Here is a 24,819-nt window from a genome sequence, read left to right as displayed (position 1 = left end):
TGAGATAGAGGTTTCCACGACATGACATCTGCGGGTACCAGGACTGAGGCACAGACGCCGCTGGAGCAAGGCATGGAAAGCCTGATGGCAGCGCTTTGCGCGCAGTTTGAGGTAGAGGCAGCCATGCTGGTGACCGGGCAGGGGCATGTGGTCGTGCACGCCCCCTCTGCCATCTCCGCCAGCTTGCGTGCGCAAGCTCCGCTTTTTTGCCAACTGACGCACGATGTGCAAGATATCAGGCAGGTGGAAGATACGTTGCTTGACCCTGTTTGTGCGGCCTTATTCCCTGCGCAGGCAACACCCCACATCCGGTTTTTTGCCGCCGCGCACCTGAAAGACGCCAACGGTGATTGCCTGGGCTGGCTCTTCCTGATCAATACTGAACCCAGGTCGCTATCGCAGCTGCAGCAATCCAGCCTGCTGGCCATGGCGAGCATGGCATCGCAATGGCTCACGATGGCGATAGAGAATCAAGCCCTGGCCGCCAGCAGTGCCCGCTGGAAATTTGCATTGGATGGCGCAGGGCATGGCGTGTGGGATTGGGATCTGAACAGCAATCGGGTTGCGTTCAGTACGCAGTGGAAAACCATGCTGGGGTATGCCGATGATGAAATCGGCGACGAGGGGGATGAGTGGATTTCACGCGTGCATCCTTCCGATATTGCTGATTTGCGGGCGCAATTTGATGCGGTGAAAGCGGGCGAGGCGCAAAGCCTGATCTGCGAGTACCGCATGCTGACCAAAAGCGCAGAGTGGTGCTGGATATTGTCCAAGGGCATGGTCATGACCGGGAACGATAGCGAAGGCCCCCGGCGCATGATAGGCACCAATACCGATATCACGGCCCGCAAACAGACCGAACGGCTGATCTGGCAGCAGGCCAATTACGATGCCTTGACCGGCCTGCCGAATAAACACCTTCTGAATCAGCTGTTGAGCGAGCGTATCCATGGCGATCATGGCGCCAATAACATGGTCGCGCTGATGATCGTTGACCTTGATAACTTCAAGGATGTAAACGACGCCCTCGGCCATATCTACGGCGATATGCTGCTGATGGAAGCGGCCAGCCGTATTCAGTCAGCGGTATTGCCTGTGGATATTGTGGCGCGTGAGGGCGGAGATGAATTCATTATTGTCACCACCACTGCCAGTCTGGCCGAGCTGGAAAAAACTGCTGCCAATGTGCTGCGGGTGCTTAGCCAAAGCTATGAGTTACTGTCGGAGGTGGTGTTTTGCGCCGCCAGTATCGGCATCGCCTTATATCCGCAGCATACCCTGTCGCCCAATGTGCTCATGAAATATGCCGACCAGGCGCTCTATCTGGCCAAGAGCAAAGCGCGTGGACAATACGCCTTCTATTCGCAGGAGCTGGAGCAGATTGCGCTGAAGCGATCCAAGTTGACGACCGAGCTGCGCTTTGCGGTTGAGGAGCAAGCGTTTGAAGTGTTTTACCAGCCCATTTTCCGGCTCGATAACCGGGTAACGGTCAAGGCGGAGGCCTTGGTGCGCTGGAAACATCCCGAACGCGGCTATATCAGCCCGGCGGAATTTATTCCGCTGGCCGAATCCACCGGGCTTATCAATGCCATTGGCGATTGGGTATTTAAAGAGGCCGCTGCTTTTGCCAAGGCATTGCGCGATAGTTATGTGCCTGACTTTCAGATAAGCGTGAATAAATCGCCCATCCAATTCCTAACTGTTGGCAAGCTGGATTGGGCCGCTTTTCTGACGAGTCTGGGCCTTCCTGGCAAGGCAATTTCGGTTGAAATTACCGAAGGTCTGCTCCTGCAGCAAAGCCAGGAAGTTAATGCGCGCATCAAGAAAATCCGCGATACCGGCATGAGTATTTCACTGGATGATTTTGGGACGGGCTATTCTTCCCTGTCCTATTTGAGTTCGTATGAAATCGATTACCTGAAGATAGACCGCTCATTTATCACTAACCTGACCACCTCGACCAAGAACCAGGCGCTATGCAAAGCCATTATTACCATGGCGCACGAGCTGGGCTATCAGGTGATCGCCGAAGGTATAGAGACCGAGCAACAGCTGAATCTGCTGGCTGAGCTGGGCTGTGATCTGGGGCAAGGGTATTTCATTTCACGCCCATTGCCACAGCACGATTTTGTGTCGTGGCTGGCAAGCAGCCTGTCGACGCTTCAATTGGCAGAGGCCGCCGGTTAATTCTTCAGCAGCAGATAATCCCCATGTTCGGCCACCACATGCAGGCGCTGCTTGAAGCTGTCTGGCAGATTTTTATAGGGTGTCTTGTGCATCGCCACATAAGCCTTGCCGTGTTGCATGGCCGATTCCAGCGCAGTTTCTGTTGATACCTTGATGGCGTTGCCTTCGGTGTAAAACTCCGTGGAGTAATCTAGAAATGGGTAACCGATCAGCGGCTCGCCGGGCTGTTTTTCCTTCTGATATTGCCAGACCAGATTACGCGTGGTGCTGAAGCTGCCCCAGCCGTCCTCATATTCGTGTGCCAGATAGGCTGACCAGCCAACCACCACAATCAGCATGCCCGCGGCCAGCACGCGGGCTACGCGCCGGGCCGGACCGCGCCGCGCCAGCCAGCTTGCCGCCAGCATGGCCAGGCCTGCCAAGCCAGGCAGCGCATAGGTCCAGATGATATTGGCGGCAGCGGTGAAGAAAATGCCCGGGCTTAAGCCCCAGATCAGGAAATACCATTGGCGCAGGCGGGCTTTGTTGTGGATATCCCGTAATGCCAGCGGTTTTTTCCAGCCAATAAAAAGCGGCAGCAACAATGACCATGGCAAGGTGCCGATCAGGATGAAAATCCAGATGGCGCCATGCGGAAAGGCATGGGCATGACCGTAACGGTCGCCCTGCCAGTGCGGCGTGAGAAAGCGATGCCAGTGCTCACCCACAATGAAGTAATCGATAAATCCGGGCGTCTTCAGCTCGGCGGCGATATACCAGGGCAGCGCCATGGCAAGTGCCAGCAGGCTGCCGCGCACCCAAGGGAAACTACGCAGGGCTTCGCCCAAACGTCCGGCCAGCAGACACCAGAGCACGATAGGTACCCCGCTTAAAATACAGGCAATCGGCCCTTTGGCCAGCAAGCCTATGCCTGCGCCGATGAAGAGCAGCCAGCGTTCTTTGGCGCGGCTTTGCTCCGTGCCGTGCATGCCCAGCCAGAAACCGCGCATCATCAGGATACAGCTCAGCGCCAGCGCCATGTCGGTCATGACGGCGCCCATGGAGATGAAAAACAGCACCGATACGCTGAGAATCACGCAGGCATACAAACGCTCTGCGGGCCGACGTGGGCCTAGCCAGCCCCATATCACCCACAGAATAGCCACGCCCAGCAGGAAATGCGGCAAACGCGCCGCAAAAGCATTCACACCAAACACGTGATAGCTTGCCGCTGTGAGCCAGAATGCCATGGGTGGTTTGGCCCAGAACGGAATCCCGTAGTCATACCAAGGGGTGATCCAGTCATTCAACTCATACATCTTGCGGCCGATTTCTGCGTAGCGCGATTCGGTAGAGTCAAACAAGGGGAACAGGCCAAGGCTGATCAGCTTGATCAAGAGGCCTGCCACGATCAGCATCAGCAGCAGATGCGTAGAAGAAAAACGACGATTGTGCATAAACCCGGTCAACATTTAACACATGCATTGAGGAGTTGCGCGATGGTAACGACGCAAGCTTACAAATTCCTGATGTGATGCATCTGCAAGTTAAGGGCCCGGATTCGGATTTGACGCATGCCGGTTGTAACCGTATGTAATGTAATGATTATTTTGTTTTGTTGATGAATGTTTGCTGAAGGCTGCCCTGCATAAAACGTATGAAATGCGGCAAGGCCTGCGCAGGATTGCGGGGATAGAGGCTGGAAGTGAAGATCAGTGAGGTGCCCGCTGCGGTGCGGGCGTGCCGCTATCAGCTGCCTTGCCGGGCATAGACCTGAAAGCGATGCTGCAAGTGTTCGCGCAGCAGGCGTATGGTAGGCGAGAGCTGGCGGCGGTCAGGGCAGATGAGGTTCAGCGGCAAGGATTCTCCCTGCCATTGCGGGCAGATGACGGTGAGCCGCCCGGCTGTGACATCGCGCCCGACATCCAGCCATGAGCGGTAACAGATGCCATAGCCGGATATTGTCCAGTGACGCACGGCATCCGCGTCATCTGCTGAACGATTGCCGCGGACATCGATGTCCAGTACCTCGCCATCGCGAGTGAAACGCCAGCGATTGTAAAGAGCATCGCCCACCCGAAAGCACAGGCAGTTGTGCTGGCTCAGCTCGGCAGGGCTGCTCGGCGTGCCATGGGTAGCCAGATAGTGTGGGGCTGCACAAAGTACGCGCCGGTTGTCGGTGACCAGGGGCAAGGCGACCTGGCTCGAGTCCGGTGGTTGCCCATAGCGTATCGCGACATCTACCGGCTCGCGCATGACATCGGCAATGCGGTCTGACAATTGCACGCGCACGTGGAGCTCGGGATGCTGCTGTTGAAATTCATCCAGCCAGGGCAGGATGACATTGCGCCCCAGGTCAGAAGGCAAGGACAGGCTGAGCTCACCACGGATCAGGCTATGCCCGGCGACCAGCTCATCGGCTAGGTCGCGCAGTTCATTGATCAGCGGTTGGCTGCGTGCCAGCAAGCGCTCACCTTCGGCGGTCAGCCGCAGGCTGCGTGTCGTGCGCACGAACAGCAATACCCCGAGTTCACTTTCCAGCCGCTTGAGCGCTGCGCTGGCAACGGCGGGGGAAATCTCCAGGCTGCGCGCCGCGGCAGACAGGCTGCCATACTGGGCGGTGGTGATGAAGAGCTCGAGGTCTGCCAGGTTTTTTATTTTCAACATAATATTGAAGCTTAAACAAGTCAGGGCCAGTTTATCAATTGGATCAAATCAATGAAACTGGCACCGTTATCCATTTTATGAAAGAGAGCTGCCATGAAAGCCATTGCTTACCAACATTCGCTGCCTATCAGCCAAGCCGATTCATTGGTCGATGTGACTCTGGCGGACCCTGTTGCCCATGGCCGTGATCTGCTGGTCGAAGTAAAGGCGATTGCGGTGAACCCGGTGGACACCAAGATACGCCGTGGCCAGCAGCCACCTACAGGCGAATGGAACGTCCTAGGGTGGGATGCTGCGGGGGTGGTGCGCGCCGTGGGGCCGGGGGTGAGCCTGTTCAAGCCCGGAGATACCGTCTGGTATGCCGGGGCGATTAACCGGCCCGGGAGCAACAGCGAGTTGCAGCTGGTGGATGAGCGCATAGTCGGCCCTATGCCGGCGACGCTGGATTTCGCCGCTGCGGCCTCGTTGCCGCTGACCAGTATCACGGCGTGGGAAATGTTGTTTGACCGCCTGACCATTGCACGCGGTGCCCATGGCTACGGCAAATCCCTGCTGGTGATCGGGGCGGCGGGTGGTGTGGGTTCTATCCTGGTACAGCTGGCGCGCCGCCTGACTGGCCTGACGGTGATTGCCACTGCCTCGCGTCCGGAAAGCCAGGCCTGGATACGCAATCTGGGCGCGCATCATGTGATTGACCATCATGTGCCACTGGCTCCCCAGCTCGCCGCAATCGGCCTGCCAGCGCCGGACTATGTGGTGAGCCTCACCTACACCGAAACCTATTTTGAGCAGATTGCCGAGGTGATTGCGCCGCAGGGCAAATTCGGGCTGATTGATGATCCGGCCACGCCGCTGGATGTGATCAAGCTCAAACGCAAGAGTGTTTCGCTGCATTGGGAGCTGATGTTTACACGAGCCCTGTTTGCCACGGCCGATATGCAAGCGCAACACCATATCCTGACCGAAGTGGCCTCGTTGGTAGATAACGGCGTGTTGCGCACCACGGTCGCCGAGAATTTTGGCCGCATTACGGCAGAAAACCTGCGGCGCGCGCATGCCCTGATTGAGTCCGGGCAGGCACGCGGCAAGATTGTGCTGGAAGGGTTTTAAGGTCCGCAGGCGCTTGAGAAATCAAGACGCCTGTCTGGTTTTGATTCAGCCAGCCCCTGGCCAGTTGGTCAGGAGGCTTGGCGTGAGGGCCGTTGACGGTAGCGCTGCCAGGTCTTGCTCAGGTCCGGGCCATACACGCCAAGAATCAGCAGCAAGGCCAGGCCGAGATACAGCCAGCGGATGTTGTAATCGGTGACGAAAACGGCAGCGGGTTTCTGCTGCTGGATATAGTCATAAAACCCGGCTTCATCTTTGCCTTCGATGTATTTCGCCTTGATCTCGCCCGCCAGTTCCTTGAGATAGCCGTCTTCCAGTTGCGAGAGATAACGGTCAAATTCGGCATAGGCTACGATAGGGTCGGGCTCGTCCTTGGAGGTGTCGTTGTAGGTGACGCCCACCGCACCGGCGGAAAACTCCTTGGCATCTGACGGCCAGAAGCCTACCCATTTGTTATCGCTATTGAACCGGGGGATAGGCACTGGCTCGTGACCGCCCACACCTACGAATAGCCAGTGGCTGCCATCCATGGCGCCCAGGTCCAGCTTGTTGATGGCATTGACCTTGGGAGCTTCGTCGCCATCGGTAAAGAACACTAGTTGCGCAGGCGCATTCAAGGAGTCCAGCACGGTTTCGCCCGACTTCACGCCAAAGCTCAGGCGGCTGTTGCCGCGCCAGGCCATGCGCCAGTCGAGATGGTTGATGGTGTCGGTAATGATGTCGTAGTTGGCACATACTTCCAGCGGCATGAAGAGCAGGCCGACGTTCTCGGCAGCAAATACCCCCACGCTGAAATAAGTGCCACAAGGCGATGTTTCCACCACACGTTTCATGAGGTGCCGGGTGTAGGCCATGCGGCTCACCGGCTTGCCCGCGAGCATCGCATCTTCTGCATTCATGCTCTGCGACACATCAGCAATCAGCAGGTAGTTGTGCACGTCCTGCTTGAGCTGAATCTGCGGCTTGAACAGCGCGAGCAGCATGAAGGCGAGCGCCAGCACATACAGCACGGTGGCATAGTTGGCTTTCAGACCATGGATCAGACGCATCATGGCAAGCCTATCGGCAGGTTGCTGAGTTGCACGCCGGACTGCTCTTTTTCCACCTGTTGCAAGTTGGCTGGCAGGATGGACAGCAGCAGATCCAGATTGAAGCTGGCAGGCAGCAACGCCGGGTTGAGGCGCAAGGCTTGCTCATAAGAGGCGCGTGCCTGCATCAGCGCATAGCGCGCATCTTCAATCAGGCTGCCGTCATCATTCACTCGGCGGCTCAGGCCAAAGCGCAGCAGGTTGTTGCCCACGTTGTAGTGCACCCTTGCCTGCGCTTCCACATCCGGAGCCATCTCCAGCAATTGTCCATACGTCTGGATGGCATGCTTGTACTCCCCGGCATTGCCTTGCCGATAGGCGGCGGCGAATTTTTCGGTGAGCGGATACTGGTCCACGGGTAGCGCGGTGTTATCTCGCAACGCCGCATTGAAACGCTCGATTTTCCACAGCGTATATGCCTCGTAACCGCCGCCCACCATGCCTGCCAGCACGAGTACGGAAAGCAGGGCGTTTTTTGTTTTCAAGCCGATTGCCATGCGGGAACCCTCAAATGTTTGGTGATGAGCAGGGCCAGTCCCAGGACCAGCGCTACCAGAATAAAGATGCGGGAATAATCGCGCCCCGCGATGGTGACCGAATACTGGATGATGTTTTTCTCGCGCGCATCAATGTCCTGAATCGCGGATTGCAAGGTGGTGGGGTTGTGCGCCTCGTATGCCTTGTATTTGATTTTCAGCGATTTGAAAAACAGATCGAGAGCGATGGCGGGTGGCTCATTGCCTTCTTCATACACCCGGTCCGATGAAAAAATACTGATGTCGTCCGGCTCGCGCAGCACGATCCAGTAAAGATTCAGGCCGCGTGCCGTCACCTGCTCGCGGATTTTGTTCTTGATGCGCGGACTCAGTTTGCCTGCCCCGTCCGACAGCAGAATGATGGCGCGCGAGCCCGAGCTCTGAATCTGGTCAAACAGGGCCACGGCCTCAGTTACGCCTGCGCCGATGTTGGTCTGGTTGATCCCGGCGCTGGTGGCTGCGGCAATGGCGGCATGGATGGCTTTGCGATTGGCAGTGATCTTGGTGCCGTAAAGCGCCGAATTGGTGAAGGCCACCACGCCCATCATGTCGTCCGGCCGTGCATCGATAAAGCCGGTGATCAGGCGGCGGGCGGCGGCCGATTTGATCTCGGCTACGCGGCCACTGGTGGAATCGCCCGCAAACGGGTGATCCATGCTGACGCTACGGTCAATCACCAGCACGGTCTGGGCGCCCTTGCCTACCCGCACGACCTGGCGTTCAGAGCCTTGCGGTGCGGCAATGGCCAGGATGATGCAGACAATCAGCAGCGCGGTAGCGGCCTTGATGCCCAGGTCCACGATATCGGACAAAGTATCTTTCGGTGCGATATCCAGCCATGAGTACATCTGCCCCTGGCTGCTTTTAAGCCAGAACGGGATCAGTGCCAGTGGCAGCAGGAGCAGGCTCCAGGGATGCAAAAACGTCATCTTGCCCTCCGCTCGCAGTCGCGCAGCTGACGGCAGAGCTTGAGCAGGCCAGCCTTGACGGTATGCTCAGTCTCGTTCTGCCGCCCGGCAAACAGGTTGGCGGCCGATGCCTGGAAGAAGGCTTCGATGTCTGCCTGCAGAGGCGCAAACCGAGGATGCTGCGCAATGAAGGCGGGAATATCCGTCGCAAACAGGCTGCTGCCATAAGTGCGATTAAACGCCTGGTGCAGCAGCAGATAGGCCGCTTGCGTTGATGATTCAGGCAGGCGTTTCAGGCGGCGATAAGCCCGGGCAAATGGCCCGCCCATCATGGGCAGCCAGGCACGCTCGGCATTGATATACAGCAAGCCCAGCAATCCCAACGCCAGCAGGGCGAGGCAGGCATATACGCGCAGTTTGTGTTCCTGGGTGGCGATGAGGGCTGGCGGCAGCTCGGGCATCACATTCGCCTTGGCCGATGCCATGGTGCTGGCAGCCAGTGGCGATAGCCAGAAACGCCAGGCGGGCACGGTGATGGTGACGGCCTGCTTGTCGCCGGTGGCGGCGATGGTTTCTTCCGGCAACTGCAGCACGCTGGCTTGTGTGCGGTGGGCAAATATCTGGTAGCGCAGGGTCAGCGTGTAATGCATGGCCTTGCCTGCGGATGTTTCATCCAGCCTGACCTCAACCAGCTCTATGCCCTGTTGCTGGCTGTTTTTTTGCGGCAGGGCGCTTTTGGCAATGCGAAAGCCCGGAGGCAGGTCCACCGACACAGTGCGTGTCAGTACATCGCCGATTTTCAGGCCGACATTGCGCGAGGGGTTCTGAATACTGATGTCGCGCGCATTGACAGGGGTCGGCGCCGACGCGGCTGCCCACATGGGGGCAGCCAATGCCAGCAGCAGGAGGCCATGCAGCAGGGAAACAAGGAATCGATTTTTCATAAGCTCACGTATTGGTCAAAGTACCGGGTCATGACATCCGGCGTAAAGCTTTCAGAGAGAAAAAGCGGTTGGCTGTCGAACTGGAGAAACAGCTGTTCCAGCGCGGTTTTACGCTGTGCAAACGCCGCCATGAATTGCTTGCGCACATAATCGCGAAAGAAGATGGTGCGCATGGCACCTGTTTCCGGATCCAGCATATTGCCAATGCCAAACTTGGGCAGCTTGCTGAATTCAGCCTCATCCCAGAGCACCACCGGCACCAGTTGATGGCGCGACAGCGAGTTGAGCGTTTCTTCAATCAGGTGCAAGGGCATATGGAAGTCAGAGATCCAGAACACCAGCCCGCGTTGCTGGCTGAGGTATTGCGATACCTCCAGCGCACCGCGCGCCCCCATCTGCATGCGGCGGAACTGGCGCAGCTCCGCCAGCAGGTCGAGCGATGAAGCGAGATGATGCGAGAGTGGCTGGCTGTAAGCTTCGTCCACCTGGTCGTGATAACTCACCAGGCTGAAGACATCGCCCGCCTGCCAGGCGGAATAGGCCACGCTCTCAGCCACGGCAATCGCGCTATCCAGCTTGCGGGGCTTGCTGCCGTATTGCATGGAGCTCGATAAATCGCACACGGCATACACGGGCGTGGTGTTGTCCTGATTGAACAGCTTGACCTGAACCTGCTCGTAAGGGTCGCGCACCGATTGCCGGAAGTCCATGCGGCGGGCATCCGGGTATTCGACAAACGGCAGGTTGCCGCGGTACTCAAACCCCAGGCCGCGCTCGGTGCCACGATGGTCGCCGAGGTGCATGCTTTTTGTGCGCCACGGGATACGGTAGCGGAACGCTTTTTCGTGATCTTGTTCCATCCGCTCAGGCCTTGGCGGCGACTTCAACGGTCCTGAGGATGGCCGAGCTCAACTCGCGTGCCAGCACGGTGCGCCGCATTTCATACATGGGGTTGAACACCAGGCGGTGGGAAATGATCTCGTGGAATACGGCATGAATATCTTCCGGATACAGGCTGTCGCGTTCCTGCAGCCAGGCATGCACACGGGCGGCTTTCAGCAGCATGCCCATGCCGCGCGGGCTGGCGCCAGCCTGCACCAGACGCGCCACATCCACGCTATCGAGGTGTATGCCAAACCTGGCGGGGTCGCGCGTCGCATCCCACAAGTCCAGCACATAGTCTTCAATGGCCTCGCTGGAGCGGATATGGTTTTGCAGCAGGTCAGAAAAATCGTTCATCTGGTCAAAATGCAGCATGTCGGCCTGCACTTCAGCGGTCAGGCGGTCGGTGTGCTGAAAGCGGGTATCAAACACCAGCGATTTGCGTAGCTGACGGTCTTCGGGAATCTCAATCGGGATTTCCATCATGAAGCGGTCGCGCGCGGCCGAGGGGATTTCGAAGGTTTCGTTTTTCTCCACCTGGTTACGGTCGGCAAACACCAGCATGTGTGGCAGCTTGTATTCGCGTTTGAAGGCATGCACGCTGCGCTCCGCCATCACCCGTAGCATCAGCGCATGTACTTGCGGCCGCGCCCGGTTGATTTCGTTGAAGAAAAACACCGAAAGGTTTTCGCCTGCACGCAGCAGCGGGCCTTCGTCGATCTGCGGGCGGCCATCCGGCCCGAGAAAGGTGTGGTAAACCAGATCATTCGGCATCAGGTCGACCGTGCCTTCAATCCGCTCATAAGCGCCGCCAATGGCCCGGGTGATCGCCTGTAGCAGGGTCGTCTTGCCGACGCCCACGCCGCCTTCCAGCAGCACGTGTCCACGGGCGAAGATCGCCAGGTTCATCAGGCGGATGGCGTGATCCTGGCCAACAATGACCTGTTTGACGCTGTTTTCAAGCTTGAGGGCCTTGTCGCGCCAATCGGCGAGCTGCGTGTCCAATCCGGGAGTCATTCTGCGTCCTTATAAATCGTTGTAAAAGGGAGTCTGTACCCCATGTTATATACTGGTCTGTATATTGTAAACGGGAAATTTTCCCGATCATGGTCGCCAGCGATCCATCAGGCGGAATGATTCCTGTGGCGATGCTCACCTTATGGCGAGATGGCGCTGACCACACGCAAGCGTCGCGGCATGCCATTGGGGAAAGGCCATTCAATACTTTGCCCCGCCTTCAGCCCCAAGAGTGCCGTGCCGACAGGTGCCAATACCGATACCTTGCCCTGCTCCATATTCGCCTCTTCTGGCAGTACCAGCTCAATATTGCGGCTGACACCGTTGCTTTCATCAATATATGTCACCCGCGAATTCAGGCTGACAATATCGGGCGGCATTTTTTCACTTGGCACTACAATGGCACGGTCCAGTTCATCGCTTAGCGGGTGATGCCTGGTCAGGGTATGAAGCACGGCGTAATCCGGCTCTGATATATATAAGTATCTGTCCTGCATGTTAAATATCCTTTAAAAACGAAAGCCCCCGCCAAGTGGCAGGGGCATGTCATCACATCATAAGGGGATATCAGGCCGACCATAAGCCGCTATACTGGAAAAGGTAAGTTTCCAAAATGGATACAATCAATATGCATGATCTGAATCTGATGGCTGTTTTTGCCCATGTGGCCCAGGAGCAAAGTTTCTCCACCGCTGCCAGAAAGCTGGGGATGTCGCGCTCTGCTGTCAGCAAGGCGGTAGCCAAGCTGGAAAGCGCACTTGGTGCGCGTTTGCTGAACCGGAGTACGCGACACCTCAGCCTGACCGAGGTGGGCGCCGCCATGCTGGAGCATTGCGCACGCATCGTCGCCGAGTCGGAGCGTGCCAGCCAGGTGGTGGAAAATCTCAACAGCAAGCCCAGCGGTACTTTGCGTGTCGCCGCTTCTGTGGCCTTTGGCACCCTGCATGTGGCGCCGGCCATGGCGGATTTTTTACAGCAGTATCCTGAAGTCGAACTGGACATGACGATTACTGATCGCCAGATTGATCTGGCGGAAGAAGGCTATGATGTCATCGTCAAAGTCACGCAGGAGCCGCCGCCTGCACTGGTGGCCAGAAAACTCGCGGCAGTTCGTCGGCAAATCTGCGGCACCGCGGCCTATTTTGCCCAGCATGGCTTGCCGACATCGCCCATGGCGCTGACCGCACATAACTGCCTTGACTACACACATTCGGGGGATAAAGGCTGGTGGCGCTTCAAGGGGCCGGAGGGCGATATTGCCGTGCCGGTGTCTGGGCGTGTGCGCATCAATGATGACGAGGCTTTGTCGCAAGTGGTGCTGGGTGGCTTCGGGCTTGCCTTGCTGCCGACCTTCATCATCGGCAATCATTTGCAATCCGGCCATCTGCAGTCAGTGCTGTCGGAGTACATCCCGGTTGAGCAGCACGTGTATGCCATGTATCTGCCCAATCGGCATTTGCCGCTCAAGGCGCGCACGTTTATTGATTTCTTGCTGGCCAGATTCAGTCCAGAGCCCTACTGGGATGCCTTGTAAAGGCAATAGGCACGGAAGACGTTAAAACGGTTTTTGATTGACAATGATTGGAAGGACGCCTTCAAGCAACCCTTCCAAGTCAGCTTTATTGAGACGCTAAAATCACTCAGGCGAGCGCATGCATTAACAGTGTCCAGGCAATCCACATGAAGCCGATGGTGGAGACGACAAAGCTGAGCGCGGAAAATACTTTCCACTTTTTCTTGCTCCAGAAATCCGGATCAAACGCCGCAATGGTGAAAATGGTGGGATTGGTGAAACCGCCAATCGCCAGACACCAGCAGGCAATGACGGGGAGTTCGACGCCAGCGCCATAAAATCCCAGACCGAACAAGGCCATGAGCGCATAGTCCACGTGCGCGCGTATCATGGTTTTGTAATCGACCACGAAAGCATCCACGCCTGGCAACGGAAACCATTTGGCAAAGGTCATCAACCAGGCGGATGAGATCAATGCCGTGATGCAAGCAACTGATCCTATGAGTAAAACATTCATTATCTTCTCCCTTGTGTTGTGAATGGAGAAGCTAGTATATATACAGGTCTGTATATATGTCATCAGGCTGCGGTTATTTTTTCAGCTTTACCACAAGAAACTGACCCAGGTAGCGAAGTAATCCACATCATCGCCCCCTGCATTTTTTACGTAGGAACTGGCGTACAGATGTACATAAGACAGGGTGGCCACCAGATGACGGCTGGCTTTCCATTGCAGCGAACCTTCGGCCGTTGTGCCTACATACATGCCATCGTGGTTAGCGGGCAGGCTGATGGCACCATTGGTGGCATAGATGGCATCTTGTTTGCTGAAACGCCAGATGACATCCGAGCCCAGAGTGGCGGTGACATTTTCCAGTGGCTGCGCTTGCAGAGAAAGATGCATATCTTTGATATTGGCGGGGCGTAGCAGACTGGCATCGTTAAAATAGCCCGCCTTGAAAAACAGCGGGTTGAATGTACCAAGCCTGTTATCCCCCTGATGCCTATCCCCGCTGGCGACATCCAACTTGAATCCGAGCCTGGGTTGCCACGGATGTTGCGTAAAGGTATAGCCCACATCGCTTGCCGCGGTCCACGCCCGTATATCGCTATGGTCTACGTTGCCAAACTGATAAACGGCCTCGAGGTCGTAGTCCCATTGGCCATGTTTGCCAAACCAGCGACTACCGATGCTGTGACGATTTTCCACGCCACTGGCATCGGCATAAGCCGCTTTTTCGTCGCGCAAACCCAGGTAGTAAAGGTCCACGCTCAAGCTTGGCCAAAGGGGCGTTGAGGCATATACCCCATAAAACGCCTGCTCCTCATTGGCGGCGTCCGGGCGATAGCGCTGCTCTTCGACTGGCCGTGTGGCAAAGGCATATAGCTTGGTTTTGCCTCCGGTCGAGGCGATCAGCTGTATGCCATCAAACTTGAGCGGTGTATTAGGCGCGGCGCGGGTAGCGACCAGCCTGCTTGAACCATAGGCCATGGAAAAGCGCCCACCGCGCAAAGTAAGGCGTTCACCGCTTGGCGTGGGCTCGCCCCAGGTGTAATCAACAAAAGCTTGCTGCAGATCAAGCGGGTTCTGGTTGATCGGGCTTTTGAATTCTCCACCAAACTGTATGCTGGATATGCCTTGGACGAATACGCGCAAGCGTTCGTTAACATGCAAGTCAGCATGCAGCAGGATGCGTTGCAGCCCGTAATCATTCTGTTTGGGGCCAGAAACGCCAAAGCCCTGATTGTGGTAGCTCTCGTAGCGTTCACGCAATTCGCCGCCCAGGCTGAGATAACTTTCCGGGTTGCCCGGGGCTAGCGGGATATATTTGATCCGGTCCAGCCATTCATGTGGATAGCCAGGGTCAGCCAGGTAAGAGTAGCGTTCGGTGTAACGCAGCAAAGTGTAAGGCGGCGGATGGCGACTTGGGTGCCCCGCGGTAGCGTCTTCTGCCAGCACGGAGTCTTCCGGCAACACCAGTACCTGGCCAGTTTTCGGGTCCAGCGGCGTGACAAAATCATCTGCCAGTGCGCTGGATGTCATGCCTGAGGCCAGGCTGCCCAGCACACCGGCAAGCAGCAGACTATTTTTTGCTGGGCGCGACATATGGGGCGGCGTCTTTTTGTTGCAGCGTGAGCGTTACCTGTTTGATGGTGCTTTCAATCTGCGTATTCACGCTTTGATAGTATTTGGGGCCTGCTTCAATCACCCAGTCCTTGATATCAAACGCCGGAGCGAGTCCTTGCGCCTGCAGGCGTTTTTCGGTGTCATAAGCCAACAGCCCCTGCTCCACTACGGCCGCATCGCCAGTGCCTACTTCTATCAAGCTGCTGCCCTGATCGCGCAGCGTAGGAGCAAATGAGACATGGTGCGCCTTGAGCCGGGTCGCTTCACGAATGGCAATCCGCCCAGCCAGTTGCAGCTTTTCCAGTGACAGCTCTTTCTCATCGCCGAGGCCGATCAGCAGCACGCGCTTAGGCGTGATGGAATGACCTGGCGGCGTATACAGCAGGGTTTCCCCCAGTTCGCCAACAAACTCGCCACGCTCGCGCAGCGCCTGGATCAAACCACCCTGCTTGGCATTGAAATCCTGCATGGCCTCAATGTATTGATCGCCCTCCGGCTTGTGCTTGAGCAGCGTGATGATCTGCAGCTCGGTGGTTTGCGTGACCGGGCCAATCTGCTTCACGCTAATGGTCATGCCATGTGGGGCCTTGAAGGAGGTTTGTGGGGTATCGGCAAATGCGGACAGTGTAAGCAGGCTGCCCAACAAGCTGACAGTCAGCGAGGCAAGATGGCGAAGATGCATGATGATTCCTTCTAGATAGAGATAGTGAGTGCAGGCTTCTCAGCTGGACGCTGGTGCTGGCGAAGTAGTGCTGGCATGAGTGGCCGTGGCAGGAGTGGATGGGCTCAGCAGGGTGTTGGCTGCAAGAAAGCCCAAGGTCATAGACACCACCAACAAAGCCCCCACCAGATTGGGTGGCGAAGGCAGCGGAATATCAAACCAGCGGCAAGCAAAGCCGATGGCTAGTCCAAGGGCAATGCCAAACAGTAGCGTTTCCATTTAGAGAACCTCCTTGTGTGTGTCTGAAGGCGGTTTGCCAGTAGGGCCACCGCATAGATGCCGCGTGGTGTTTTTACGGTGGCGGGCAATATTGTCAGCGATCAAATAGCCTATGGTCATGGCAAGCACCAGCAATGCGCCAGCCAATACCGGCGGCGCCGGAACCGGCACGCCACTCCAGCGGCAAAAAAAACCTATGCCAAAGCCAAGCACCAGGCCTAGTACTATCTTAATCATGGTGATCCTCCGGTAAGTGAATGCTGGCTGCGCCATGCTGCGGCGTCACCGCGTGCCGTACTGTAGGGGCGCTATCTCCTTGATGCAGGGCACGTATTTTTCCCTGCAGCTGTTTATGGGTGCCAGATACGCGCAAATGTTGGCGCATGTGCGCTACCCAGGATTCCTCAATGAAGATCTCGATGAAGGTACCGGGGCGTGCTACATCTTCAAACAAGCCCCAGTGCACAGCGCCATCACGTCGACGCAGTGCTCCTAGTTCGCGCATCAGTAAATGCATGGCATGGCTGTCTTCAGGGCGGATGTTGTATTCGATAGTGACCAGCACGGGGCCGCGATCATGCGCTACCGGCGTGGACAATACGGGCTCGGGCCAGTGGCCGGACGGGACATAGTCATCATGCTCGCCAAGGTTGAGCTTGAAGCGCCAGGTGAGCGGGATGAACAGCAGGGAAATTGCCGCTGCCAGCAGTAGGGCATGTGGCAGGCCAAGGCTCATGGCGAGCTTGCCCCAGAGCAAGGAGCCAGCCGTAATGGCACCCCAGAACATCATTTGGAATATGGCGAGCCCGCGTGCGCGCACCCAGTCGGGCAAGGCAGTTTGCGCTGAAACATTGAGCGATGAAATCACCATGATCCAGGACAGCCCGGCAATTACACCTGCGATCACCCCCAGGATGGCGGTACCGCCATAAGCAAACAGGCCCATGGCCAGTGCGCTGCCTGCGGTGCCAGCAGCCACCAAGGCGTTGGCACTCAGCCGTTTGCGCAAGGAGGCAATGAGGAAGGTGCCGGCGACTGCGCCCGCGCCCAGTGCTGTTAGGATAATGCCGTAAAGACCGGGGCCGCCATGCAGCAATTCTTTGGCAATAAGCGGCAACAGGGCCCAGTAAGCCGAAGCAAAGGTAAAGAAAGCCAATGCGCGAATGATGGTGCTGCGCAAGGCATGGCTGCCGAGGGAAAAGCGAATGCCGGCTCGCATGGCACCCACCATGTGTTCGCGTGGCAGGGTGTCGGTTTTGCCGGCGCTTGCCCGCCACCATAGCAATGCCGCAGCTACAAACAGATAAGAAACTGCATCAAATATCACGGTGGCGGTGGCGCCCGCTGCGACCAGAATAAAGCCGCCCAGTGCCGGGCCGATGGCACGCGCAATATTGACGCTGACGCCGTTAAGCGCAATGGCAGGTTGCAAGGCTTCCTTGCCGACCAGCCGGGGAACAATGGCTTGCCAGGCCGGCATGGCAAACGCGGAACCCGCACCAGTGAGAAAGGTAAACAGCAGTAGCACCCATGCACTGACGTGCCCGGCCCACAGGATGGCAGCGAACAGAAACAAGGCGCCGGCAGAGGCGATTTGGGTGATCAGCAGCAATTTGCGGCGATCAAAAATATCCCCAAGCGCTCCTGCGGGTAATGCAAAGATAAAAATGGGCAGCGCCGTCGCGACCTGCACTAGCGATACCATGAATGGGGAAGGTGAAAGGTCGGTCATGATCCAGCCGGAGGTCACATTGAACATCCAGGTGCCGACATTGGAGATAAGCGTTGCCAGCCATAACACCGTGAAAATGCGGTATTTGAATGGGGCGAATGCGGAGGTGGCCGTAGCCGGGGTCTGAGTAGTTGTCATGATGTTCTTAATAGGCAAAGCAGCCACAACCAATGGCCCAGGGGTTGTCAAAACTGGGGCGCTGGCGATCCTGATCCAGCCCCAGCCATCGGGAAAGTTTTCCATCGTGTCCGTGCGCATGGGGGTGAGCATGCCCGTGCACTGCGCAACCGGGTGATGAGCAAGCGGCATAGTGCGTGTCCGCTGTCTGGTGTCCGCCGAAGTAACGCACAGGTGACCAGTCGGGGCTGGCTGGCGGCAATGGCGTATCGTAGTGCTGATAATCGCCAGCCGCGTAAACGATCTTGCCACCGACGATGGTCATCACCGACGTGATCGCCTTGATGGCTTCATCGGGAATTGTCATGAAGTCGGCCGACAATACCGTGAGATCCGCATACATGCCGGCAGCAAGCGTGCCTTTGACTGACTCTTCGCTTGATTTATAAGCGCTGCCCGTGGTCCACAGACGTAGCGCCTCTTCGCGTTCCAGGCAATTGCTCTCGCCATAGAGGGCAAGCCCACCCAGGGTTTTGCCAGTGACCAGCCAGTAGAGCGACACCCAGGGGTTGAAGCTGGCAACACGGGTGGCATCAGTGCCGCCACCCACAGGCACGCCCAGCTCCAGCATCTTGCGAATGGGCGGCGTATGTTCGGCGGCTTTTTTACCGTAGCGATCCACAAAGTATTCACCCTGAAATGCCATGCGGTGCTGCACGGCGACGCCGCCGCCCAGGCGTTTGATGCGCTCCAGGTTTTTTTCCGATACGGTTTCGGCATGGTCAAAAAACCAGCGCAAATCATCAAAGCGGGTATCGCGGTCTATGGCTTCGAATACATCCAGCGCACGGCCTATGGTTTCGTCATAGGTGGCATGCAGGCGGAATGGCCAGCGTTTTTCAACCAGAAAGCGCACGACTTCGCCCAGGTCTTTTTCCATATTGGCAGCCATGTCCGGCCGCGGCTGCAGAAAGTCCTCAAAGTCGGCGGCAGAAAATGCCAGCATCTCGCCCGCGCCGTTGTGGCGCAAGTAGCTATCGCCACTGTAGGGCGTGACCATGCCGCTCCATTTCTGAAAATCGCCCAGCTCGCCGCCCTTGTTCTGCGTAAACAGGTTATAGGCAATGCGCAGCGTCATCTGTCCTTCGGCATGCAGCCGCTCTATCACCTGATAATCTTCCGGATAATTCTGAAAGCCGCCGCCAGCATCAATGCAACTGGTAACGCCCAGCCGATTCAGTTCGCGCATGAAATGACGGGTGGAATTGATCTGGTCTTCCAGTGGCAGTTTCGGGCCTTTGGCCAGTGTGGAATACAGAATCATCGCGTTCGGCTCGGCGATCAGCATGCCAGTGGGGTTGCCTCTGGCATCGCGCTCTATGCGTCCGCCTGCCGGGTCCGGCGTGTCTTTGCTGATGCCTGCCGCCCTTAACGCGGCTGCATTCAGCAAGGCCCGGTCATATAAATGCAGGATGAACACGGGCGTGTCGGGGGCCGCCGCGTTGATTTCGGCCAGCGTGGGCATGCGCCTTTCCTTGAACTGAAACTCGCTCCAGCCGCCCACCACACGCACCCACTGCGGCGCTGGGGTGCGCGCTGCCTGCAGTCTCAACATGGCAAGCGCATCCTGCACGCTGCCTACGCCTTCCCAGCGCAGCTCCATGTTGTAGTTGAGACCGCCGCGAATAAGATGCAGGTGCGAGTCATTCAAGCCAGGCAATACCCGTTTGCCTGCCAGGTCGATCTTTTGCGTATCGGGGCCGGCGAGAGCATGTATCTCCTGATCGGTGCCGGTGGCCACCACCTTGCCTGCCGCGAGTGCAATGGCACTGGTTTCGGAGTGGTCAGTATCCAGTGTTGTGATTCTGCCGTTATATAAAATGGTTTCAACGCGGGCGGTCGACATGGGCACCTCTGATCAGCATGGGCAATACGGGGGTGGCCGGGGATCCCCGGCCACCACGGGAGACTTACTTGACGACCTTGTGCGGGTATTTCGCACGCTGGCCGTAGTCATGCAGCAGGCTGGCGGCGTAATCGATGCCCATGCCGTAGGCGCCAAAGTGTTCGCGCGCAATGTCGGTGGTGCCAACATAGGTCTCTTTGCGAGCCCAGTCGCGTTGCAGTTCCAGCAATACCTGGATGGAGGTGATGGATTCGGCGCCATGGCTTTCGCAGCGGCGAATGGCGGCATTGTGGGCTTCTACCGAGGTGCCGCCGGAAGCATCGGTGACCATCAACACTTCGTAGCCTTCTGCCAGTGCGCACAGGGTGGGAAATACCAGACAGGCTTCGGTCCAGAGGGCGGCGATAACCAGTTTCTTGCGACCGGTTTTCTTAAGGGCTTCAATAAATTTGGCGTCTTCCCAGCTATTCATGCTGGTGCGTTCAATCGGGTCCTGCTGCAGCACATCCATTAGCTCTGGCCAGATATAGCCACTGAACGATTCGGTCTCCACGGCAGTGAGGATAGTGGGAATGTTGAATAGCTTGGCCGCTTTGGCAATGGCTACCGTATTATTTTTCAGCAGCTGGCGATCAATATTGGTCACACCAAATGACATTTGTGGCTGGTGGTCGATAAAGACAAAAACGCAATTGTCCGGGGTAATCAGTTTTTCGGTTGCTGCTGACATGATGTCCTCCTTGTTGGTGAATGATGAAGCCTGCGAAGCAGTGGTTATTAATGTAGGGGTAGTTATAGCAACTCTGTTTGTTGCCGTATTGAATGAAATTGACTGACGCTTGCAAAACCCTGCCACCCTGAGATGGCAGGCCGTGCGTTCTAGATAAAGGTTGAGCGGGATTGCTGGACAAACTCTTCAAACCGGGTCAAAGGCCGCCCGAGCAACGCTTCGCCGTCAGGCGAGACAACAGCAGCCTGGTTGGAGGCGAACACCTCAAACAGCTCCAGCACCCCTTTGGCCTGCCACTCAGGCCAGCCATCCTGAATCAGGGATTCATAAGTGGCGGTGGCTTGTGGCGATACATAATCCACATGGCGACCGGTGACGCGGCTGAAAATGGCGGCCATGTCGTAGCCAGAAAGCAGCTCGGGGCCGGTGATGTTGTATGCTTTGCGCTCGTGGCCTGGCGTGGTCAGTATCCGAGCGGCAATCGCGCCTATGTCTTGCACATTGAGTGGGGCAAAGCGGCCTTCACGCACGCCGAAGTAAAACGCGCCCTGCTTGATGCCTGCCGCCCAGTTGACGAAGTTTTCCTGAAACCAGATGGTGCGCAGATGCGTCCATGGCAAGCCTGAGGCTTCCAGGTATTTTTCGGCTTCGCGGAACTGGCGGGCAAACAGGATGGCCTCCCACTCAGCGCCAACTACCGAATACAACACGAACTGATTGACTGTACCGGCGGCCGCTGCGGCATCAATCGCTGCTTTGGCATGCTGCGCACGGTTTTCCACATTGCCGGGGATCATGAACACCTTGGTCACGCCAGCAAAGGCGGTGATCAGGGTGGCAGGCTGATCGAGATCCACCACCACGGTTTCAATACCTGGATAATCTGCCCGCAATTGCTGGCCGCGCGATTCGTTGCGCACTGCGGCCCGCACGTGGGTGTTCGCGTCCACTATGTTCTGCAGCGCGGCCAGTGTGGCCTGGCCATTGTTGCCTGCAGCCCCGATGATGAGGATGGTTTCGTTTTTCATGACATCTACTCCTAAGTTAAAAATCGGCTAAATCAAATATGGCTCAAGTCAAAAGTCGGTGCGCTCTGCTCAGTAAGGCAGGTCAAACAGCAAGAACTCGGCATTGCTGGCTTGGCGGATGTCCAGTGCGGCAATGTCCTTGATTTTCAGCGCGTCACCCGTAGTGAGCTTCTGCCCGTTCACTTCAAGCGCGCCGCGTATCAGGTGTAGATAGGCGGTGCGGCCAGACTGGAGCTCATAGTTAACTGCATCGTTCTGATCCAGGATGCTGGCAAACAGCAGCGCATCCTGGTGGATCACCACCGAGCCATCACGGCCATCAGGCGAGGCAATCAGGCGCAGTTGCCCTTGCTTGGCTTCCACCGGAAAGTGCTTTTCCTCGTAGCCGGGCTCTATGCCATTGGTGGCTGGCTCTATCCAGATTTGCAGAAAGTGCACGCGCTCTGTTTTCGAGTGGTTGAACTCGCTGTGTTTTACGCCAGTGCCAGCACTCATGCGTTGCACGTCGCCGTAGCGGATCACGGAGCCATTGCCCATGCTGTCCTTGTGTTCCAAGGCGCCGCTCAACACATAGCTGATGATTTCCATGTCGCGATGGCCGTGGGTACCAAAGCCCTGGGCTGGTTGCACGCGGTCTTCATTGATCACCACCAGCGGACCAAACCCCATTTGCTCGGGATTCCAGTATTGGCCGAATGAAAATGAGTGGTTCGATTGCAGCCAACCGTGATCTGCTGCGCCGCGTTGTGAATTCTTGAGTAGCTCTAACATGGTGTGCTCCTTTGATAACGTTAATAGGTAGATGCAGTTTTTTCGAATATCTTTAATTGCCTGATATTCTTCTGTCGTTTAGCATTGGAGCCAGTATGAACGCGCTTCGAAGAGAAGAAAAACGGAAAAATTACCTGTATAGGATCGAAAATTTCGAATGTTTAGAATCAGCCTGGATGCCCTGTTGGTACTGGATGCGGTAGACCGCCTCGGTTCATTTGCCGCCGCTGGTGGCGCCTTGTTCAAGGTGCCATCGACGATTTCGTACACGATCAGCAAACTGGAGCAGGATCTCGGTGTGCAGATTTATGAGCGGCAAGGCCCCAAGGTCTCCTTGACCAAAGTGGGGCTGGAGCTGCTTACCGAGGGGCGCTACCTGATACGGGCGGCGGAAGAGCTGGAGCAGCGCGTCAAGCGTGTGGCTTCAGGCTGGGAGATCGAGCTCAGTATCGGCATGGATACCATGTTTGCCACCCGCACACTGGCGGCCGACATACAGGCGTTTTGCAGCATGGCTGGCACCCGGATCAAGCTGGTGCAGGAATCGCTATCGGGCACCTGGGAAGCTTTGCTGGAAGGCAGGGTGGATATTCTGATCGGCGCCGCAGGCGAGGGGCCTTCGGGCGGAGGTTATGCGAGAGAGGTGCTGGGCATGACCGAGTTTGTCTTTTGCGTAGCACCAGCGCACCCCTTGGCCGCAGTGGAAAAACCACTGGGCAAGAATGATCTGGCGCCCTACCGCGCGGTCGTTGTCAGCGATTCGGTAAGGCGTCTGGCGCCGCGCACCGTGGGTTTGCTACTGGGGCAGGATACCTTGTCCGTACCCACCATGCGGGCCAAGCTGGATTACCAGATTGCCGGGCTGGGGTTTGGATTCCTGCCCGTCCCGCTTGCGCAGCAGGCGATAGCGCAGGGTTTGCTGATGGCGAAGGAAGTGCAGGAGCCGCGTCCGCCGGAGCCAGTGTGCCTGGCATGGCGCACGGCAGAAGCAGGGGAAGGCCTTAAATGGTGGATCGCCCGCATAAAAGGCGCGCCGGATATTGTTGATCGGCTATGGGTGGACAGCCTCAACCCGGCATATCCGCCGTCGGTGCTCGGCGTATCAGGCTAATCAGAGCGAAAAATAACGCCCAGGCGTGACGCCTATCCTCTTGCGAAAGCTGCGGGTCAGGTGGCTCTGGTCGGCAAACCCGCACAGTGGTGCTACATCGCTGAGCTTGTGGCCTTGCGCAATGAGCTTTCTGGCCTGGATGACGCGGTAGATCTGCAGGTACTCATGCGGGGTGATGCCGACATGCTTTTTGAACTGTCTGAGCAGCACAAAGGGATTCATGCCTATATGTTTCGCCAGGTCCGGCAGCGTGATGCCATCGCTGAAATAAGCTCGCAGGTAGTCAATCGCAAACTTGAGCTTTTGTGGACTGGATGAGCGCTGCTGCACAAGACGCGGCGACAGCTTGATATTGAGCAGGGCATAGAAAAACGTGGTGAGATAGCTGGATTTTGCCAGTGCACATTCTTGGCTTTCTATCAGGGTATGGGTTTTGATGAACAGCTGGGTCAATGGCTCAAATGTCAGCAAGGGATTGCTGTAATCAAGTTCGGGTCGCGGTAACTCCAGTTGGGCGCAGAGGGTATCCAGAAATTCAGGTGCAAACCTCAACTCTCGGCATACGGCGCCTTGCGGCGAAATATACGCGGACTCCAGCGAGAAAATCTGCCCGGCATCGCGGATCACCAGGCAATCCGGTGTTTCAAAATAGTAGCGGCCATTTTGCGAGCTATGCCAGGCGCAGCCCTCAAATCCGATAATAGCGATTTCTTCATGGAACACCTTGTCCATGTTGACGCGAGTGCCCGCCGCCATGTCATAGCGATACAGATGTAAATCGCCATGCGTGCTGTGTGTCAGTCTGGTATCTGCTGTCTTGGCCATCATCCCCCCTGTTTCTTCTCATGCCACCGCATGCTGGTCTTTTTGGGTATCGCACCCTGGTAGTGAGCAACTCGCAATGAAGTGGTAGTGAACATGAGCCTGGATGCAATTCTTGTGGATATGCCTAATAGCATCAGTCTCGGCGGTTGCACGCGATTAAATCGTGTGCAATATAGTTTTCTTAAAAAAGGGCGGCGATGCCACCTCTTAATATTTTTTCGGTTTACACCAGTCGGTTCAAATTATTCCTGAGTCGGTGCAGCTCTTCGCACAAATCCACCATGGCTGTCTCGCTAAGGCCAGCAGCCTGGGTGATGGAAGACATGATGCGGGCCGACTCGCTACGCGTTTGCTGGCCTTTGCCGGTCAGGTTTACCATCACCTGGCGCTCGTCGGCAGATGAGCGTGCACGGAGAATATAGCCTGTGCTTTCCATGCGCTTCAGCAATGGCGTCAGTGTCGCTGAGTTGAGCGCAAGCGATTCACCGATTTCAGATACGGTGAGGCCATCCTGTGTCCACAGCACCATCAGCACCAGATACTGCGGATAAGTCAGCGACAAACCAGCAAGCAAGGGCCGATATACCCGCGACATGGCCAGCGAACTTGAATACAAGGCATAACAGAGCAGATCGCTAATGGCCGGGGTGGCGGTCAAACCTTTGGACACAGAGTGGTCTCCCATGGGGATCCTGTCATCAGA

At 56.8% G+C, this 24,819-nt stretch carries 25 protein-coding genes; 4 read left to right on the top strand and 21 right to left on the bottom strand.

The window, feature by feature from the left end:
• The first annotated feature begins 21 nt into the window (after nucleotides 1-21).
• Complete coding sequence (locus LG204_RS01470) at nucleotides 22-2,187, top strand: putative bifunctional diguanylate cyclase/phosphodiesterase (RefSeq protein WP_230335621.1); 2,166 nt, start codon at nucleotides 22-24, stop codon at nucleotides 2,185-2,187.
• On the opposite strand, the gene LG204_RS01465 is transcribed toward LG204_RS01470, so the two are convergent.
• Both LG204_RS01465 and LG204_RS01460 read right to left on the bottom strand, forming a co-directional pair.
• Entirely contained in the window at nucleotides 2,184-3,638 is a 1,455-nt protein-coding gene (locus tag LG204_RS01465) for an ArnT family glycosyltransferase (RefSeq protein WP_230335620.1), read from the bottom strand. The genes LG204_RS01470 and LG204_RS01465 overlap by 4 nt on opposite strands.
• Nucleotides 3,639-3,915: 277 nt before the next feature.
• Nucleotides 3,916-4,833, bottom strand: coding sequence for a LysR family transcriptional regulator (locus LG204_RS01460; RefSeq protein ID WP_230335619.1), 918 nt, complete (start codon nucleotides 4,831-4,833; stop codon nucleotides 3,916-3,918).
• Nucleotides 4,834-4,926: 93 nt separating this feature from the next.
• Between LG204_RS01460 and LG204_RS01455 the strand changes: the two genes are divergently transcribed.
• Nucleotides 4,927-5,943 (top strand): zinc-binding alcohol dehydrogenase family protein, encoded by a 1,017-nt coding sequence (locus LG204_RS01455; RefSeq protein WP_230335618.1) that lies wholly within the window; start codon nucleotides 4,927-4,929, stop codon nucleotides 5,941-5,943.
• Nucleotides 5,944-6,011: 68 nt separating this feature from the next.
• On the opposite strand, the gene LG204_RS01450 is transcribed toward LG204_RS01455, so the two are convergent.
• From LG204_RS01450 to rnk, 7 genes are all read right to left on the bottom strand, one after another.
• Entirely contained in the window at nucleotides 6,012-6,992 is a 981-nt protein-coding gene (locus LG204_RS01450) for a vWA domain-containing protein (protein WP_230335617.1), read from the bottom strand.
• Entirely contained in the window at nucleotides 6,989-7,513 is a 525-nt protein-coding gene (locus LG204_RS01445) for a hypothetical protein (RefSeq protein ID WP_230335616.1), read from the bottom strand. The genes LG204_RS01450 and LG204_RS01445 overlap by 4 nt, the downstream gene beginning before the upstream one ends.
• Nucleotides 7,510-8,493, bottom strand: coding sequence for a VWA domain-containing protein (locus LG204_RS01440; RefSeq protein ID WP_230335615.1), 984 nt, complete (start codon nucleotides 8,491-8,493; stop codon nucleotides 7,510-7,512). Before LG204_RS01440 ends, LG204_RS01445 begins: the two co-directional genes overlap by 4 nt.
• Nucleotides 8,490-9,416 carry a nonribosomal peptide synthetase MxaA gene (locus LG204_RS01435; RefSeq protein ID WP_230335614.1) on the bottom strand — a complete coding sequence of 309 codons (927 nt, stop codon included), beginning with the start codon at nucleotides 9,414-9,416 and terminating at the stop codon, nucleotides 8,490-8,492. The genes LG204_RS01440 and LG204_RS01435 overlap by 4 nt, the downstream gene beginning before the upstream one ends.
• Nucleotides 9,413-10,276, bottom strand: a complete 864-nt coding sequence (locus LG204_RS01430; RefSeq protein WP_230335613.1) for a DUF58 domain-containing protein — start codon at nucleotides 10,274-10,276, stop codon at nucleotides 9,413-9,415. The genes LG204_RS01435 and LG204_RS01430 overlap by 4 nt, the downstream gene beginning before the upstream one ends.
• Before the next feature lie 4 nt (nucleotides 10,277-10,280).
• The gene (locus LG204_RS01425; RefSeq protein WP_230335612.1) at nucleotides 10,281-11,315 is read right to left on the bottom strand and encodes an AAA family ATPase; all 1,035 of its coding nucleotides are present in this window, start codon (nucleotides 11,313-11,315) and stop codon (nucleotides 10,281-10,283) included.
• Nucleotides 11,316-11,455: 140 nt separating this feature from the next.
• Nucleotides 11,456-11,812 carry a nucleoside diphosphate kinase regulator gene (gene rnk / locus LG204_RS01420; protein ID WP_230335611.1) on the bottom strand — a complete coding sequence of 119 codons (357 nt, stop codon included), beginning with the start codon at nucleotides 11,810-11,812 and terminating at the stop codon, nucleotides 11,456-11,458.
• Between the two features lie 131 nt (nucleotides 11,813-11,943).
• On the opposite strand from rnk, the gene LG204_RS01415 reads away from it, so the two are divergent.
• Nucleotides 11,944-12,849, top strand: a complete 906-nt coding sequence (locus LG204_RS01415) for a LysR family transcriptional regulator (RefSeq protein WP_230335799.1) — start codon at nucleotides 11,944-11,946, stop codon at nucleotides 12,847-12,849.
• Between the two features lie 106 nt (nucleotides 12,850-12,955).
• On the opposite strand, the gene LG204_RS01410 is transcribed toward LG204_RS01415, so the two are convergent.
• The 10 genes from LG204_RS01410 to LG204_RS01365 form a co-directional block, all read right to left on the bottom strand.
• A complete protein-coding gene (locus LG204_RS01410) occupies nucleotides 12,956-13,345 on the bottom strand; it encodes a hypothetical protein (protein ID WP_230335610.1) in 390 nt (129 codons plus the stop codon).
• 87 nt (nucleotides 13,346-13,432) lie between these two features.
• Nucleotides 13,433-14,935, bottom strand: a complete 1,503-nt coding sequence (locus LG204_RS01405; protein WP_230335609.1) for an alginate export family protein — start codon at nucleotides 14,933-14,935, stop codon at nucleotides 13,433-13,435.
• Entirely contained in the window at nucleotides 14,913-15,638 is a 726-nt protein-coding gene (locus LG204_RS01400) for a M17 family peptidase N-terminal domain-containing protein (protein ID WP_230335608.1), read from the bottom strand. The genes LG204_RS01405 and LG204_RS01400 overlap by 23 nt, the downstream gene beginning before the upstream one ends.
• A gap of 39 nt (nucleotides 15,639-15,677) precedes the next feature.
• Nucleotides 15,678-15,896 (bottom strand): DUF1427 family protein, encoded by a 219-nt coding sequence (locus tag LG204_RS01395; protein WP_230335607.1) that lies wholly within the window; start codon nucleotides 15,894-15,896, stop codon nucleotides 15,678-15,680.
• A complete protein-coding gene (locus LG204_RS01390) occupies nucleotides 15,897-16,133 on the bottom strand; it encodes a DUF1427 family protein (protein ID WP_230335606.1) in 237 nt (78 codons plus the stop codon).
• Entirely contained in the window at nucleotides 16,126-17,766 is a 1,641-nt protein-coding gene (locus tag LG204_RS01385) for an MFS transporter (RefSeq protein ID WP_230335605.1), read from the bottom strand. The genes LG204_RS01390 and LG204_RS01385 overlap by 8 nt, the downstream gene beginning before the upstream one ends.
• 7 nt (nucleotides 17,767-17,773) lie before the next feature.
• Nucleotides 17,774-19,651, bottom strand: a complete 1,878-nt coding sequence (locus LG204_RS01380) for an amidohydrolase (protein ID WP_230335604.1) — start codon at nucleotides 19,649-19,651, stop codon at nucleotides 17,774-17,776.
• A 64-nt stretch (nucleotides 19,652-19,715) separates the two neighbouring features.
• Nucleotides 19,716-20,381 (bottom strand): hydrolase, encoded by a 666-nt coding sequence (locus LG204_RS01375; protein WP_230335603.1) that lies wholly within the window; start codon nucleotides 20,379-20,381, stop codon nucleotides 19,716-19,718.
• 149 nt (nucleotides 20,382-20,530) lie between these two features.
• Nucleotides 20,531-21,409, bottom strand: coding sequence for an SDR family oxidoreductase (locus LG204_RS01370; RefSeq protein ID WP_230335602.1), 879 nt, complete (start codon nucleotides 21,407-21,409; stop codon nucleotides 20,531-20,533).
• A 69-nt stretch (nucleotides 21,410-21,478) separates the two neighbouring features.
• Nucleotides 21,479-22,180 carry a pirin family protein gene (locus tag LG204_RS01365; protein WP_230335601.1) on the bottom strand — a complete coding sequence of 234 codons (702 nt, stop codon included), beginning with the start codon at nucleotides 22,178-22,180 and terminating at the stop codon, nucleotides 21,479-21,481.
• Nucleotides 22,181-22,337: 157 nt separating this feature from the next.
• Between LG204_RS01365 and LG204_RS01360 the strand changes: the two genes are divergently transcribed.
• Complete coding sequence (locus LG204_RS01360) at nucleotides 22,338-23,291, top strand: LysR family transcriptional regulator (protein ID WP_230335600.1); 954 nt, start codon at nucleotides 22,338-22,340, stop codon at nucleotides 23,289-23,291.
• Here LG204_RS01360 and LG204_RS01355 read toward each other — a convergent pair whose 3' ends face one another.
• A complete protein-coding gene (locus tag LG204_RS01355; RefSeq protein WP_230335599.1) occupies nucleotides 23,292-24,116 on the bottom strand; it encodes a helix-turn-helix transcriptional regulator in 825 nt (274 codons plus the stop codon). It lies immediately after the preceding gene.
• 223 nt (nucleotides 24,117-24,339) lie between these two features.
• A complete protein-coding gene (locus LG204_RS01350) occupies nucleotides 24,340-24,801 on the bottom strand; it encodes a MarR family winged helix-turn-helix transcriptional regulator (protein ID WP_230335598.1) in 462 nt (153 codons plus the stop codon).
• Nucleotides 24,802-24,819: the final 18 nt, after the last annotated feature.

This window comes from Methylovorus menthalis, assembly GCF_020523625.1.
GTDB classification, from domain to species: domain Bacteria; phylum Pseudomonadota; class Gammaproteobacteria; order Burkholderiales; family Methylophilaceae; genus Methylovorus; species Methylovorus menthalis.
This window is presented reverse-complemented; position numbering and strand designations above follow the sequence as displayed.

Bases quoted from the DNA above. Each gene is read 5' to 3' on its own strand.
- LG204_RS01470 (WP_230335621.1), top strand. From the start codon at position 22: ATGACATCTGCGGGTACCAGGACTGAGGCACAGACGCCGCTGGAGCAA.
- LG204_RS01465 (WP_230335620.1), bottom strand. From the start codon at position 3,638: ATGTTGACCGGGTTTATGCACAATCGTCGTTTTTCTTCTACGCATCTG.
- LG204_RS01460 (WP_230335619.1), bottom strand. From the start codon at position 4,833: ATGTTGAAAATAAAAAACCTGGCAGACCTCGAGCTCTTCATCACCACC.
- LG204_RS01455 (WP_230335618.1), top strand. From the start codon at position 4,927: ATGAAAGCCATTGCTTACCAACATTCGCTGCCTATCAGCCAAGCCGAT.
- LG204_RS01450 (WP_230335617.1), bottom strand. From the start codon at position 6,992: ATGATGCGTCTGATCCATGGTCTGAAAGCCAACTATGCCACCGTGCTG.
- LG204_RS01440 (WP_230335615.1), bottom strand. From the start codon at position 8,493: ATGACGTTTTTGCATCCCTGGAGCCTGCTCCTGCTGCCACTGGCACTG.
- LG204_RS01435 (WP_230335614.1), bottom strand. From the start codon at position 9,416: ATGAAAAATCGATTCCTTGTTTCCCTGCTGCATGGCCTCCTGCTGCTG.
- LG204_RS01430 (WP_230335613.1), bottom strand. From the start codon at position 10,276: ATGGAACAAGATCACGAAAAAGCGTTCCGCTACCGTATCCCGTGGCGC.
- LG204_RS01425 (WP_230335612.1), bottom strand. From the start codon at position 11,315: ATGACTCCCGGATTGGACACGCAGCTCGCCGATTGGCGCGACAAGGCC.
- rnk (WP_230335611.1), bottom strand. From the start codon at position 11,812: ATGCAGGACAGATACTTATATATATCAGAGCCGGATTACGCCGTGCTT.
- LG204_RS01415 (WP_230335799.1), top strand. From the start codon at position 11,944: ATGCATGATCTGAATCTGATGGCTGTTTTTGCCCATGTGGCCCAGGAG.
- LG204_RS01410 (WP_230335610.1), bottom strand. From the start codon at position 13,345: ATGAATGTTTTACTCATAGGATCAGTTGCTTGCATCACGGCATTGATC.
- LG204_RS01405 (WP_230335609.1), bottom strand. From the start codon at position 14,935: ATGTCGCGCCCAGCAAAAAATAGTCTGCTGCTTGCCGGTGTGCTGGGC.
- LG204_RS01400 (WP_230335608.1), bottom strand. From the start codon at position 15,638: ATGCATCTTCGCCATCTTGCCTCGCTGACTGTCAGCTTGTTGGGCAGC.
- LG204_RS01395 (WP_230335607.1), bottom strand. From the start codon at position 15,896: ATGGAAACGCTACTGTTTGGCATTGCCCTTGGACTAGCCATCGGCTTT.
- LG204_RS01390 (WP_230335606.1), bottom strand. From the start codon at position 16,133: ATGATTAAGATAGTACTAGGCCTGGTGCTTGGCTTTGGCATAGGTTTT.
- LG204_RS01385 (WP_230335605.1), bottom strand. From the start codon at position 17,766: ATGACAACTACTCAGACCCCGGCTACGGCCACCTCCGCATTCGCCCCA.
- LG204_RS01380 (WP_230335604.1), bottom strand. From the start codon at position 19,651: ATGTCGACCGCCCGCGTTGAAACCATTTTATATAACGGCAGAATCACA.
- LG204_RS01375 (WP_230335603.1), bottom strand. From the start codon at position 20,381: ATGTCAGCAGCAACCGAAAAACTGATTACCCCGGACAATTGCGTTTTT.
- LG204_RS01370 (WP_230335602.1), bottom strand. From the start codon at position 21,409: ATGAAAAACGAAACCATCCTCATCATCGGGGCTGCAGGCAACAATGGC.
- LG204_RS01365 (WP_230335601.1), bottom strand. From the start codon at position 22,180: ATGTTAGAGCTACTCAAGAATTCACAACGCGGCGCAGCAGATCACGGT.
- LG204_RS01360 (WP_230335600.1), top strand. From the start codon at position 22,338: ATGTTTAGAATCAGCCTGGATGCCCTGTTGGTACTGGATGCGGTAGAC.
- LG204_RS01355 (WP_230335599.1), bottom strand. From the start codon at position 24,116: ATGGCCAAGACAGCAGATACCAGACTGACACACAGCACGCATGGCGAT.
- LG204_RS01350 (WP_230335598.1), bottom strand. From the start codon at position 24,801: ATGGGAGACCACTCTGTGTCCAAAGGTTTGACCGCCACCCCGGCCATT.